Origin of the sequence: Bacillus paramycoides (assembly GCF_001884235.1) — a bacterium.
In the GTDB taxonomy this organism is placed as follows: domain Bacteria; phylum Bacillota; class Bacilli; order Bacillales; family Bacillaceae_G; genus Bacillus_A; species Bacillus_A paramycoides.
Window position 1 is genome coordinate 194,801 of record NZ_MAOI01000101.1, and the last position, 14,195, is coordinate 208,995.

Below are 14,195 nucleotides of genomic sequence, written 5' to 3' on the forward strand. Positions count from 1 at the left end.
TTTCCCATCTTTATTGAATCCAGCCGTTTGTTTTCATTTCTGTTAGTTTTTCTTGTGCTGCTCTTACTTCAGTTTCATTTTCATTTGCTTGTACTGTTTTTCTTAAGAAGCGGCTCGCTTCTTCATATTTTTTCTGTTTAATTTTGAACATCCCAAATGCAAAATTCACATGTGGATCTTCATCATTTTGCGAATATGCTTCTGCGAAAAATTTCTCGGCTTCATTTCCTTGTCCCACTTTATCGTATAAAATCCCTATATTCACAAGTGTATTTGTATCTCGGGTCCCACTGTTGACAACTCGATTGTAAGCTTCTAATGCTTGTTGATACGCAGCATTACTTTTTCCACCATCTCGCGATTCGTAAAATTGACCAGCTTCATAATATACAATTCCTAGTTGATTTAGTAACTCTATATTTTTCATATCCTTTTGGATTGCAGCTTGTAATACTTGAGATGCTTGTTGATAATTCGCTTCTTTTTTCGCACTATCAATTAAATTTGTTTTATTCCAAAGCACATATAAGTTTGAAAGTTCAATTGTATATATAGCGTTCTTTGAATCTTGTGTAATAGCTTCTTTAAAGAACGATTCAGCTTTGTCTAACTGCACAGTTGCCGTGGCTAGTTGTCCTTTTAAATACGAAACAATCGCCTTATCTTCATTTGTTTTCGTGCTCATTTTGACAATAACGTCTTCCGCTTTTTCAAATTCTTTCATTTTCATATGACTTACAGCTAAATCTCTCATTGCATCTTTTTTATACGGTTCAATTCCTTTTGCATTATTCGCTAATGCTAGTTCGAAATTCGGAACTGCTTCTTGATATTTTCCAATGCGGAAATTTGCTGAAGCTAATAAATAGGCGGCTTCATTATTTTCTTTATCAATTTCTCTATCTTTTATTAATTTGGTAATATAGTCGATTGCAATTTTATTCTTTCCTTCAGCAACGTAAATTGTTGCTAATTGAAGATGTGCTTCGTCTTTTCCTTTCACTGCAATTGCATGACCAACAGCCTCTTCTGCAAGTTTATATTTTTTATCATGATAGGCTTGCCTTGCTTGTTCCATAAAGTGTTGATATTTAGCATTCGTTGTATAGAAGTAATACGCCGTAGCACCACCTATAACGACAATTGTAATTGAACCAATGATCAAAATACGTTTTTTATTTTTGCTCCACCATTTTGAAAAGGCAGACGGTTCTTTTTGTTCATGCGTTAATGTAAGAGGTTGATTCGATGCTTTTGCATTTAAAATTTCATCATCTATATCATATTCAACTTGTTTTTTTGTTTGTTTCCGGCTCTGTAGAATGCTATTTGGAACTGTAATTGTAGCTGCTGCTTCTGTAAATGATGTTTCTTGTTCTTCTTTTATCTCCTCAATAATGCTTTCAATTTCCTTTTTTAACGCATGATCAATGTTTGGAAATTGTACGATTCGTGAATAGACGAAACAAGCAAATTCTGCATTGTTTTCTCTCTCCAATTCAGTAGCTAGTTCCAAATAACTTTGCAGCACCTTTTTGGGGTTTATTCCAGGCTCTTGACTCTCTATTGTTTGAATGATATATGCGAGTTCTTGTTTTAGAGCAGTTGATGGATTAAGTGAATTGAAAATTGTTTTATATTCATATAATGCCGCTTGCTTAAATCCTCTCTCTTCTAATAATCTTGCAATTTCCAAACATTTCGATACAAAAAGAGACTGTTCTTGTTCTGACTGCTTTTCTGTATCAATTTTTATTATCTCTCTTGCACTATTAAATGCATCGTGCCATTGTGCAAAGCTTGGACATTCTGCAAAAGTTTTACTATTCCATGCCTGCTTAAATAACTGTGCAATTTCCCCATTCCATTGATTATGTAATACTTGCTGAAGTAATGCATATCTTTCACATTCTGTCTGCATTTCTTCGGTTTTAAAATAGCTTGCATCTGTCCATTTTTTATTTCGAACCTCTTCACTACACCAACTTAGTATTTCACCTAATATAACGGATGCAGCAAAACGATCCGCTTCTTTTTGCCATACTCCACCTTTTAAAAACATTGGCGCGTAGCCAGCTGAACCCGCCGGTAACAGCGAAGGTCTTTTACTTTTTGGTCCATACATTTGCTCAACATCAACAAGCTCAATACGGTGTTGACCTTCAATAGGATTTTCACTTAGAAAAGGTATTAGTACGTTACTAGATGACAAGTCATTATGAGCAATCTCATTTTCTTCCATTATTTTAAGTGTTGTTAGAAATGCCTCTGCAATAAAAAAACATTGTTGCTTTGATAGCATTCGTTGCTCTTGTAAAATATCAGCCCAAGTTGGCCCTTCAATCCAAGGCATCACAATACTATTCGCAAGATCTTCTGACTTTTCAATTACAGATGTATGTTCTTCTTTTGTAACAATGTAGCGTGAACATACTTTAAGACCCGCTAAGGAAGAAAGTGGTTTCAAAAATACTAATTGATGTTTTTCATCACGATAGCGTTCCTTAAAAACTTTTAATGCTATTCGTTCTACACTATTTTCATGTTGTAGCTGATATACCGTTCCTTGTCTACCTTCTTGCCCATATGGCATATCAATTCCAATAACTGCTGGATGCTTTGAAAAATGATACGCATCTTTATTTAAAACAATTTTTTCTCCTACTTCTGGCCTGAATCCCATTTTATCCCCTTGCTCTCATATGACGATTTTTAAAGAAAAGACCAGGAACAATAGCTCCTGGTCTTTTGCAATTGTTCTGCTATTAATATGAGCTATCCGCGTTACGGAAGTTAGTAGCAATGTTTTTCAAATCAGTAGAAATATGTTCTAGAATCGGAATGTATTTTTGCATTTCTTGTCTAGCACTTTCAAAGTTCGCTCTGAACTTATCTTGTGTTGCCCCAGACCATTGTCCCTCTAAACTCTGAATTTCATTTCCAAGGTTATTGATTTGTTGTTGAGCTTCAGCTGCTGCGTTTGTAAAGCGTCCAGCGATTTGATCAAGTTGTTCAGGTGTAATTTTAATTTCTGTCATCCTGCTTTTCCCCTTTCAATCTATTAATATCATAACAATTAGATTATAAACTATATTCACTCTATTTTTAAAGGGGTAATTTACAAAAAAATACTATTTTTTTGTAAATTACACCAGCTTTATATTCTTTCTGTCGATTCTGACCATTTTCTAGCAATCTTTTTTATTAAATCATGTAGTAAATGTAGTGGCGTAAAAGCACATTTTACTTTCATAGGTTGCCTGCGTACAAAATATCCTTCCCCACTCTGAAACTCTTGATCCATTTCTGTATGCTTGAGCTTTATATTAAAGAAATACACATCATTATTTTGCGTAGTGCCTAATAAATAACTAAAGCTTCGTTTTCTGATTTCCGCAAACCATTTTTCATGTGAATAATTAGTTACACTTGAAGTTGTAGCAGCTACAACAAAATGGATCCCTTTATTTCTTCCATTTTGAACAATTTGCTCTATTTTATTTTTCGCATCAAAATCAGTAGATAATAACGCCAGCATTTGATCAATATCATCAATAACAATAATAATCCTCGAATATGGAAACTTCATTTTTTCATTTGGATTTAAAGACGGCATGACCACTTCTCTGTTATTTATTACTTCTAGCAGCTCATCTAACATTTCTTTTAATTGCATTCCATCTGTAATTCGCTTTTTAACATGAGGTAATTCTCCAAGAGCCAAAATACCCGTTGTTTTTTCGCTTAGATCAATCATGAGTAATTCAATTTCTTCAGGTGCATGTTGATAGGTAAGAGAAAAAATCAGTGTTTGTAATAAAGATGTCTTACCACCTTCAATTCTTCCACCAATGAAAATATTTGTCATTTCCTCCAATGAAAAGTTTTGCAAGCGAATATCTTCTGTTTCGATACCTGCACAAATTTGCGATGATTCTGATTGCTCTAGCATGTCTTCAACAAACAACTGTTTCGGAACCATTGGAATTGATTTTGCTTTCTCTCCAGTCCATGCTCCATTCATTTTTTGAATAATTGTTTTTAATTGCTTAGAATATTCCAATTCATTTTCTCCAATGAAAGGCAATGCTGCCTGGAATAGCTCTGGGGGCTGCCCTTTCGCTAAACCACGTCCAGATGGTACATCAATTAACGGGAAGTTTGGTCTTCCAACTAAACTATAATATTCTGTTCTATCTTGCAATTCAAACGAAATTGCCATTGGAATATTGTTACGAACACGGTCAAACATATCAGTTGTTTGGTTGAGTGATAAATGAAAATAAATACCGTACGTACTTGACTCACGTAATAATTGCTCAAAGACTGCATTTTCCTTCTCATACTCACTACGGAACCTAATATAACCATCTATCATTACGACAATAGCTGGAATCTTTGTTTCTACCATTCGGTTATACATCGCGAAAGATTTTGCTCCCATATCAGAAAAACATTCTTTTCGATATGTGACTTCCTTCTTCAAATAGCTAAACAACCGTTGCATTTTTTCCATTTCGTCTTCTTGTACAATTCCACCCACATGTGGTAATTCTCTAAAGTCTAAAAACATGCGACCAAAATCAACCACATAGAAGTTTACTTCCTCTGGTGTATGAGACAATGCCAGAGACATGATAATTGTTTGTAATAGAGTCGTTTTTCCTGTACCTGGCATACCGTAAATATTTAAATGCCCCTCTTGAACATCTAATTTCAAAGGATACTGCGCTTGATTTGCCACATCGTCGATTAGCCCTACCGTTAACTGCAATTCATCTTCTCTTTGCTTCCATACATCCGCATTCCAATTCTCTATTTCATAGAATTGATTTAATAATAGTTTCTCTGGTAAAGGTGCTAACCAAGGTCCTGGCAAAGCTGTAATATTTTCTTTTTCGGATACGTTCTGTACATATTGAATAAAAGCTTGTAATTGCTTTGGGCTATTTGTCATTCGTTTTGGACGCTTCTTCACTTTTATTCTTTCACCCGAAAGCTTAACTTCTGTAAAGTCAACTATATCAAGAACCTTCTCTTCATCTGGATTATATGGAGCTCCACTCCATGCGGATTGGAACAATTCTAATATTTCATTGCTACCAACTTGTAAATACCCTCGTCCAGGTACATTTATTTTTGATGCGTCTGGAATCTTTAACATTTCGCGACTATCTGCGTCATCTTGTACACGTAAACAAATTCGAAAACGTGAGTTACTCCAAATTTTATCATTCACAACCCCTGAAGGTTTTTGTGTAGCTAATAATAAGTGGACTCCCAACGTTCTTCCTATTGCAGCTACACTTATGAGTTCATCCATAAATTCCGGTTGCTCCTTTTTCATTTGAGCAAACTCATCAATGACAATAAATAAATGTGGCAAAGGCTCTTTTTCACGCCAGCTTGTTTCATAATATTCATCTAAATGTTGAACATTTCCAGCCTGAATAAACAATTTTTGTCTTCTCTCTAATTCCGCCTTTAACGAAATTCTTGCACGTTCAATTAAGTTTGGATCTTCTAAGTTTGTAATTGATGCAATAATATGTGGTAGCCCTGCAAATGTGTTTGACATTCCACCACCCTTATAATCAATAAGCATAAATGCCATCTCATGAGGATGATAGGTAGCCGCTAATGCTGCTATAATAGACTGAATCACTTCACTTTTTCCTGACCCTGTTGTACCAGCCATTAAACCGTGCGGACCATGTCCTTTTTTCTCAATTTTATCGTGAATATTTAGAAAAACAGGTTTACTTCCTTCTCTTACACCGATTGGAACCGGTAATGAAGTCGGATATCGATTTTCACCCCATCTCTCTAACACCTGTAACTCTTCCATTTTCTTCGCTTGGAACAAATCCAAAAATGTTAATACTTTCGGTATGTTAGCTGCTGTAGAACTTTTCATTCGAATTGGAGCAATGCTTCGCGCTCCTAATTCACATCTTTCGAATGAAAGCCGATCTACTTTAAAACTAGCGCGCGTTGTCCCGCTATTTTCAGCTGAATTTGAAAATGTTTCTACTAACTCACCATTTTCTCCGTTTAAGCTAATAACAAGATCACATTCCATCGGCAATCGTTCTCTCTGTTCTGCAAATATAAACGTAGATGCTCCGACACTTTCCCCTTCTCTAAGTAACATTGGAATTAGAGGATCATCTTCTAAAAATTCTCTCGCGGATAAGAAAAAGACATACATTGGGATTAAAGGTATTTTCGCATCCGCCTGTGCAGAGGAATTATAAATTCTACGCATATTAAGTGGTGTGAACAACGCTTCAGCTAATTTCTGAGCGTCTTGTTGATTTTCAGATAGAAAACGCATACTTCTCTGCTCATCCCATACATGAGGAAGCCATCTCATCCAATCCCATTGTTTTTTCTCCTTCTCATGATAAAAGGCTGCTATTTTCACTTCATTTGGCGCATGATGTGTCATAATTTGCGTCGTTACAATTCGAATAAAGTTCAACCTATCCTCTTTATTTCCAACTACACCAATTACATCATTTTTTTTCAAAGAGATTGAAATATGTCCATTAGGAATTGTAGTAAAATCCCTTTTCACATTTTGTGCTTCTGTAACTAATGGATTTTCTTCGTAGCCTTTCTGCTCAGGCACTTTCAACTCTACAAGGAATGGTCTTTCCCCCGTTCCAATACGAATATCTAAAAAATCCGGACTTTCGGGTGTTCGCTCCCATAAGTTACTTTCTTGATTTTCAATTCTTTGCACACTTTTTAATGGACTTGGATTTTGTGTAATTAAATACTTTGCTTGTTCAACCTTTAACGTATCTAATTCCACTCGGCGCTTTTGAATTTGCTCTAAGTATCTTGTTTGCAATTGTTCAACCATTTGACGATGTTCTTTCTTTCTACGTAAATGCCCCATCGATGTAAATATATATGACCCTAACATAGGAATACTAGAAACCATCATAAGCGGCATATAGCTTGAATTCATTTTCATAACCTTCATCATCACAAAATATAATACTAGCGTCAAAATTGTCATCGCCGCTGGCAATATCATCGTTTCAATTGAAAATTTCGGCTCCTCTGGTATATTCGGTGGATCATGAATAATAACATCCCCTGTTGGTATGTCTACTTTCACACGCGGAGAGCGCTGAAAATATGGTGATTTTTGCACGAAACATTTCTCCTTCCCTATTCCAAAAACTATTACTCAATGATTTTCCATACATAATCTTCTTCATTAGAAGATATATTTGATTTAATAGGTTCGTTATAAACTTCTTCTGCCGATAGCATTTCAAAAGAAGGAATAATTGCCCCTTTTTTATATAGCATTACATATTGTCCATCCCAAACATCATTATCTCGTAAAGTTTCATCATTCCGAATAGAACGCCACTCTTCTTTATCTTTTGCTACTCTAATTTCATAGATACCGCTTAATGCTTCATCTATTTTTTCATGATGTAAAATCGCTTCAATAATTTGTACTGTTTTTACATCATTAGGAATTGCAATATCTATTTCTTCATTCGATTGTTTTATGTACGTCACAATAATCTCTTCCACGTTTATTCACCTTTTTCCATCATGTTGTTACCAAGAAATATCTAAGAATGAAATATCATCGCTTGTCGGTGAGTACTGCGCCTTCTCGATTTCTTTTAAGACTTCCTCAAATTTATACTGCATTAGCGACATTAGTCCGTCTGAATGAATAACAATCCGATTTACTTCTTCTCTGGATAATGTCTTTGAAAAAACCTCCAATTCGCCACCAATAATACCACGATGTGTAGACCATCTTTTCTCTATATTTCTCTCAAACTTCATTACATTCAAGCAACCCTTCTGCTCTTGAAACAATTGTACAAATGAATCACCATGTGTAACTATCGTTACATGGGCTTTGTCTTGATTTGGAGTGAGCGCTATTTTCCCACCAATAAACATAGCTTCACTACCTTGTTTTCTCTTTTCTTCCAATACATCGCGAAGTAACCACGGTGTTTCTTTTGGCAATTGAAAAGACCTTATTTCCTCTAACGCTTCTTCTTTCCACTTTGCCAACTGTTCATTTAATAGAATAGAAATATCCTGTTTCGTTTCCGGAAATATTTCAAATAAGTTTAATAATTTCATACCAAGAAATCTCGCAGCGATTTCCCCCTGAAAAGACATTCCTACACCATCACATAACACAAATATGAAACTAGTTCCATTATCTTGTAATGCTAGAAAGTCTTGTCCACTCTCATTTAAATCCTGTGTTTCTTTAGCTCTTACATAGCTATATCGATAAGTAAAATGTTTGCTTCTCTTTTCTTGCAATACCGTTTCTTTCTCTTGCGACAGGATAAATTTCACCATACTTCTCCCTCCTATCGAACCGGCGTTGCAGCGGACATTTGAAACCCAAGTGATACTAAATCCGCATTTGTGCCAGGAAACATCATCACCGCACCATCCGCAATATGAAAACCATGCTCAGTCATCATCTCACGGTAGCTTTGAGGGATAGGTGATGAAAGTCGTTGCAACTTTGCTCCGTACTCATCCGCAATTTCTGTATTTGGCATAATACCTTGCCATTTCTTTATACTAGTAATTTGCTCTTGCATAATTTCATCCGAAATAAATATATTTTCAATTAGTACATTCCCATCAGGTACAGACATATCCATAATTCTTCGTACAATTAATTCTGGATCTTCACCAGTTGAAGCACCGTCTGTCATATGACAGACAACAGGAGCTGGTCCATCTTGTAAATTTGGTAATTCCTTTTGCAATAACTTCTCCACTACAGAGAAAGCTTTTGCTGTATCAGTTAAGCGATGCGTTTGGATTTTATCTAGTGGGCGCAGTCTTGCTACTTCGTCGATTGTTTTCACACCACCCAATAGATCAAAAACATGATCACTATAAGCTAAAATAGATAACTTATACCTTGGAAGTAAGCGACTACCTTTAGTTGAACGAAATACCATTTGGCGAATCGCTAAAGAAAGAGCATCCGTTACAATATCAATTCTTCTTTTTTCTTCTCCGCCTGCATCCATCATTTGATTCATTGATGCGCTTACATCCAGAAGATAGATTATATAAGCTGGTGTTTGTTGTGTTGCTTGAGTTTGATATAACATGTTTCATACCCTTCCATACATTATTATATGAACTATTTTTATATTCATATTTTATTATAACTTATGAATTTTCTTTTTCTCAATTCATTATAATTTTTTCTTGATATAATTTACATATTTTCACACAAAAAACCATTATTATTCCCTCTAACTTATGTCGAAATGCACAGAACCCTTCTATATTATAGAAGGGTTCTAATGTTATGGTATAAGGCGCGTACAATCTCTCGGAAAAGCGCTCGCCTCTCGTACGTTTGTTAATTCTAAAAATTTATACACAACTCTTTCTAATCCAATTCCGAATCCGCCATGCGGTGGACATCCGTATCGAAACGTATTTAAATAAGATTGGAATTGCTCTGGATGCAATCCTTTTTCTTTAAAAGAAGCAAGTAACATATCATAATGATGAATTCTCTGTGCCCCTGATGTTATTTCTAATCCTTTATATAATAAGTCAAATGAATCAGTAATAGATGGATTCTCTTTATTCGGCATCGTATACATTGGTCTCGCTTCTTTCGGATAATGCGTAATGAAAACAAATTCACTATTATATGTTTCCTTTACATATTTCCCTAGTAACTTTTCACCTTCTGTATCTAAATCCCCTACAGGAGATTCTTTTCGATACTTCCTTTTCAAAATTTCTTGTGCTTCTGATAATGTGATTTTAGGAATTTCTGCAATGACAGGTCCTGTTATTTGTAATAGTTGTAATTCTTTCTCACATGTTTCTCCTACTTGTTGAAACATGTATCGTAAAACATCTGTTTCTAATTCCATCACTTCATGAAAATCATGAATAAATCCAAGCTCTACGTCTAACGATATATATTCATTTAAATGACGGGAAGAGTTGTGATGTTCCGCTCTGTAAACAGGTGCAACTTCAAAAACACGTTCTAAGCCTCCTGCTACCATCATTTGTTTATAGAACTGTGGTGATTGTGCTAAATACGCTTCTTTTTGGAAGTATGGAAGCTTAAAAACATTCGCTCCTCCTTCTGCCCCTTGTGAGACAATTTTCGGAGTAAATATACGTGTGAAATCGTTCTCTACTAGAAATTCACTAAAGCTTTGAACGAGTGTAGATTTCACTTTAAAAATCGCCGCGATTCGTTCATGTCTTAATGATACTACCCGCTCATTCAACAGTTGATCTAAGCCAACTTGTAGCTTCTTTTTATTTATTTCAAATGGAAGTGATTCTGCACCATTTAATACTTTTATTTCATGTGCAAGTAGTTCAACGCCTAATTCTGTTTTCGTTGTCTCTACTATTTCACCAACAACTTGAACGACACTTTCAACATCTACTTTATATCCAGCTAACTCGTTTTCTAATACACATTGAATAACTCCCGTTCGGTCCCTTAATAATAAGAAACTAACATTGCCAAGATGACGGATTTTTTTTACCCATCCTTGTAGTAATACAACCTTTCCAATATACTCTGTACATTCTCGCGTGAGTGAACGCTTCATTATTTGATCCATTATATTTCCCTCCAATAGTTTTATATTTATTTACATTATTGTTGTCATCGTCATCATCCACGGTCACTCACCCCCTTTAAAAGAATACAAAAATCCGCCCCTATAAATAGGGACGGATTTTTTCCGCGGTACCACCCAAATTGTCATACTGACCATCTTAGTCCTGATAACGGTAGGTACCGTTTGCTTTTACTAATTATCACGTTCAAAGCAACACTCACAGGTGTCTTTCCATCATGCGGTATCGCAATCTTCCCAGCAACCGATTGCTCTCTGTAGACCCTTGCATCATGTACTTTTCCAGATCATCACTTTTTATATTTACAGAGTATTCTATCTCTTTGTTTTATAAAACGCAAGCCTTTTTTTCAATATGTTCTGATTTTTTACATCCATCTTTGCACAATCTCCTCTAAAGCCATTCCCCGAGAGCCTTTCAATAATACAATATCCTTTTCACCAAATGACTTATATTCTATACCTAGCATTTTATTATTTTGAGAAAGTAATGGCTCATCACCATTATATAAAAATAAACATTTTTCTTTGAATCCGTCTATAATTTCTAATTTAGCATTCGCAATTCCTTCTCTTGATCCAAGCGTTTCTAAGTGAGACTGTCCAATCATTGTAATTATCGCTACATCCGGCTGCGCTATATTTGATAACTTTCGAATTTGCCCTTCTTCACTCATTCCCATTTCTAGTATTAAAAACTCCGTATCTCGTTTCATTTCTAAAATCGTTAACGGCAATCCAATTTGACTATTTAAATTACCTTTCGCTTTATGTACGTTATAAGTTGTACTTAAAATCGTCCCTATTATATCTTTTACTGTTGTCTTTCCATTACTACCAGTAATTCCGATTACTTTCACATTAAGTTCATTTCGGTAAAATCGTGCTAATTGTTGTAGCGCGAATAGCGTGTCATCTACAAATATAATCGGTATTCCTTTTGGTGGATCACCGTGAGATTTTTTCCATAAGCACGCAACTGCTCCATTCCTCATTGCCTCTTGTACGTAATCATGCCCATCTTTTACACGTATAATTGGTACAAACAAATTTTCCTCTTGAGTTTTTTTAGAATCAATTGACACTCCCACTGCAACTAATTTATAAAACAACTCATGTAGCCCTTCACCATCTACTACTTCTTCAAGTTCTTTCAAACTAATTTGAATCACACTATCACTCTTTCCATTTTATTACATAAATTTATTTTTTTTACACATATTAATATAAATTTTATAGCGGAGGTGTGCATATGAGAAAAACGATTAGTTTCTTTTTCCTATTGTTATGCATAGTTGCAGTTAATGAAACGTATGCTTATTCCCCAAACTCTTTACCAGTCTCTCAAAACTCCAATCAATGGCAAGTGAATATTGATGAAGTGAAAAAAACGGGTGAAAAATTGTTGCAACCTAAAAAAGGTGTATTTCAAACATATCATTTCTCTGTAAAAAATCTTGGGAAAAGCGAAGTATATAACGTACAAGTTGAAGTCTTCCGCAATGAACCAAATACGAAAACAAAATATGAACTCTTTTCCCTAAAAGAAAGTCGTCTAGCAAGCGGAAAAACTGGATTTGAACACGCTAATTTCCCTGTTGCTACAAAAGCCGATAAGGTTGACGTTATCATTACGTGGCAAGAACATCCTTTCCGCTCTATGAGAAACGGTCAAAAAGTTGAAGCTAGAAAGTTTAAAGAGCATTTTGTTTTTAAAGAAGCGACAAAGTAAACTTGTTGATATATTTACATTATCGCCGATATAAATAAATTTTCTAGTACCGGTCCTTAAACAAATCAAAAACGTCGTGGCTTATAAATGCCACGACGTTTTATATTAATTCGTACTAATTCCTCTCGCCGTCCAAATACGATCAATTTCAGCTGCGTGTTGTCCGCCGTATAAAAGAGCATCTGCTTGCTTAATCGCTTTTGCTCCATCACGGAATTTCGCATTTGGTGTTAATGACCAATGTGATTGTAAAATAATTTTTGTTGCTACATCACGTCCAAAAGCTTGTGCCATTTCGTATTGACCTTGAGCCCAAATTTCCCCATCATCGTGTACTTCATTTGTTATATCTTTTGGATATACTTTATTATTATCTAATCGGCGTAAGCACGTTGGATCTGAACTAGAGTAAGCAGTCGCATCCCATTCTCCAATGCATGCTTTTCCGTAACCCGTCGTTGATACCGCATCTTCATACGTTGCGCCTAAGAAATCACCAAATCCTTCTCCCATCGCTCCGCCTTCTGCTGAACTTCCGAATCCAGGTACTTGGTTATCTTGAATCGAATGCCCGTATTCATGTGCGATAATGCCAGCATCTTCTGCATCATCTACTCCGCCAGTACCGAAAGTTAAAGCTTTCGTTGATGGAGAATAGAATGAATTATCATCAGTTGTACCATTTACATTCACTTTAATGGAACGATTATTAATATTTTTAAAGCCTAATCCTTGAATGTAACGCTGTAATGTATCGATATGATAATATGACATAACATCTTCAAAACTATCATTTGCACGTGTATAGTTAAATTGTAGATTTGTAGATTTCGTCTTCGCTTTTGAAGAAATCGTGACATACTCCCCAATTAAAAATCCTGTACCATCTAGACCTTTTAAAGTAACTGTTTTTAGTTGATTATTTAACGCTGTAGAATCTGCATCATTATTATCCTTTAACCCTGCTAAACTACCACTTGATACGACAGGGTTAGGTAAAAATACTTTCCCAGTTCCTTCTGCTTTTCGATTTATATCAACCTTTTTAATTAACTTTCCGTTTTCCGCATCAATAAATGTTTCCCATGCACCAAATGGATTATTAGAATGGACTACAACTTTGTATACTGGGATAGCGATTCCCTCTTCAATAATATAACCGAAGTCTTTCTCTGTAGGAGCCCATAGATTTTGCTCACTTTCTCCTCCAACATACGCCATTGATTTTTGTTCCGCATCTTTTTCACTAATCTTGTTCGTTACTTCCTTTACACCTTTAACAGACTGATAATCAGAAACTGCCAGCACTCCTTTTCCCTCTCCATTAAGAGTAACTGTTATTTGTTTTGAAAATACAGGAGCACCATTGACTACTTGTTGAAACCTAACGTATGAAGCTACTGACGTTTCTGTTGTAGAAATATATTGTAAGTCTGAAAGGTCTGGCTTTAATCCATACTGATCAGCATTCCCTTTTAAATATTCAATTGCCTTTTTCTGTGGTGAATAAGCTTCTAACTTTACTTCCTGTTGTTTTTCAAGTGCTGAAACAGTAGAAATTGTCCCCATTACTAATGGCACAGTCATTGCCATTGCCACCATTTTTTTGTTTAACATAAAACCACTCCCCCTAATAAATTGAAACCTTTACCCCATTCCTATAAGGCTATTACTGTCCACAAGTAACGAAATAAAGTGAATCTACGAGTAATTCTATATGAGCAAATATATTACCTTTACATTTAAGGTGAGTGAAATTTTCTCAATATTTATGTGTAAAACGAGAAAAATAATGTAGAAATATA

9 protein-coding genes, 1 pseudogene and 1 other annotated feature are annotated in these 14,195 nt (G+C 35.3%); of the genes and pseudogenes, 1 reads left to right on the forward strand and 9 read right to left on the reverse strand.

What is annotated here, in order from left to right:
• Positions 1–10 precede the first annotated feature (10 nt).
• From BAU28_RS21990 to BAU28_RS22030, 8 genes and pseudogenes are all read right to left on the reverse strand, one after another.
• Complete coding sequence (locus BAU28_RS21990; RefSeq protein ID WP_071719981.1) at positions 11–2,683, reverse strand: tetratricopeptide repeat protein; 2,673 nt, start codon at positions 2,681–2,683, stop codon at positions 11–13.
• 82 nt (positions 2,684–2,765) lie between these two features.
• Positions 2,766–3,038 carry a WXG100 family type VII secretion target gene (locus BAU28_RS21995; protein WP_071719982.1) on the reverse strand — a complete coding sequence of 91 codons (273 nt, stop codon included), beginning with the start codon at positions 3,036–3,038 and terminating at the stop codon, positions 2,766–2,768.
• A 119-nt stretch (positions 3,039–3,157) separates the two neighbouring features.
• Positions 3,158–7,168 (reverse strand): type VII secretion protein EssC, encoded by a 4,011-nt coding sequence (gene essC, locus BAU28_RS22000; protein ID WP_071719983.1) that lies wholly within the window; start codon positions 7,166–7,168, stop codon positions 3,158–3,160.
• 32 nt (positions 7,169–7,200) lie between these two features.
• Positions 7,201–7,563: a ubiquitin family protein gene (locus BAU28_RS22005; protein WP_071719984.1), complete on the reverse strand. Its 363-nt coding sequence runs from the start codon at positions 7,561–7,563 to the stop codon at positions 7,201–7,203.
• 27 nt (positions 7,564–7,590) lie between these two features.
• Complete coding sequence (locus BAU28_RS22010) at positions 7,591–8,364, reverse strand: hypothetical protein (protein WP_071719985.1); 774 nt, start codon at positions 8,362–8,364, stop codon at positions 7,591–7,593.
• 11 nt (positions 8,365–8,375) lie between these two features.
• Positions 8,376–9,140: a vWA domain-containing protein gene (locus tag BAU28_RS22015; protein ID WP_002171724.1), complete on the reverse strand. Its 765-nt coding sequence runs from the start codon at positions 9,138–9,140 to the stop codon at positions 8,376–8,378.
• Positions 9,141–9,341: 201 nt separating this feature from the next.
• Entirely contained in the window at positions 9,342–10,640 is a 1,299-nt protein-coding gene (aspS, locus tag BAU28_RS22020; protein WP_071719986.1) for an aspartate--tRNA(Asn) ligase, read from the reverse strand.
• 105 nt (positions 10,641–10,745) lie between these two features.
• Positions 10,746–10,958 (reverse strand) — a binding site (T-box leader).
• A gap of 134 nt (positions 10,959–11,092) precedes the next feature.
• Positions 11,093–11,830, reverse strand: a pseudogene (locus BAU28_RS22030) (UDP-N-acetylmuramoyl-tripeptide--D-alanyl-D-alanine ligase); the annotation flags it as partial.
• An 80-nt stretch (positions 11,831–11,910) separates the two neighbouring features.
• On the opposite strand from BAU28_RS22030, the gene BAU28_RS22035 reads away from it, so the two are divergent.
• Entirely contained in the window at positions 11,911–12,390 is a 480-nt protein-coding gene (locus BAU28_RS22035) for a hypothetical protein (protein WP_025149358.1), read from the forward strand.
• Between the two features lie 105 nt (positions 12,391–12,495).
• On the opposite strand, the gene BAU28_RS22040 is transcribed toward BAU28_RS22035, so the two are convergent.
• Positions 12,496–14,007, reverse strand: coding sequence for a M36 family metallopeptidase (locus BAU28_RS22040; protein ID WP_071719987.1), 1,512 nt, complete (start codon positions 14,005–14,007; stop codon positions 12,496–12,498).
• Positions 14,008–14,195 lie beyond the last annotated feature (188 nt).

Excerpts from the sequence above, each read along its gene's own strand:
- BAU28_RS22040 (WP_071719987.1), bottom strand. The coding sequence starts at position 14,007 with ATGTTAAACAAAAAAATGGTGGCAATGGCAATGACTGTGCCATTAGTA.
- BAU28_RS22015 (WP_002171724.1), bottom strand. The coding sequence starts at position 9,140 with ATGTTATATCAAACTCAAGCAACACAACAAACACCAGCTTATATAATC.
- BAU28_RS22035 (WP_025149358.1), top strand. The coding sequence starts at position 11,911 with ATGAGAAAAACGATTAGTTTCTTTTTCCTATTGTTATGCATAGTTGCA.
- BAU28_RS22010 (WP_071719985.1), bottom strand. The coding sequence starts at position 8,364 with ATGGTGAAATTTATCCTGTCGCAAGAGAAAGAAACGGTATTGCAAGAA.
- BAU28_RS21995 (WP_071719982.1), bottom strand. The coding sequence starts at position 3,038 with ATGACAGAAATTAAAATTACACCTGAACAACTTGATCAAATCGCTGGA.
- aspS (WP_071719986.1), bottom strand. The coding sequence starts at position 10,640 with ATGGATCAAATAATGAAGCGTTCACTCACGCGAGAATGTACAGAGTAT.
- BAU28_RS21990 (WP_071719981.1), bottom strand. The coding sequence starts at position 2,683 with ATGGGATTCAGGCCAGAAGTAGGAGAAAAAATTGTTTTAAATAAAGAT.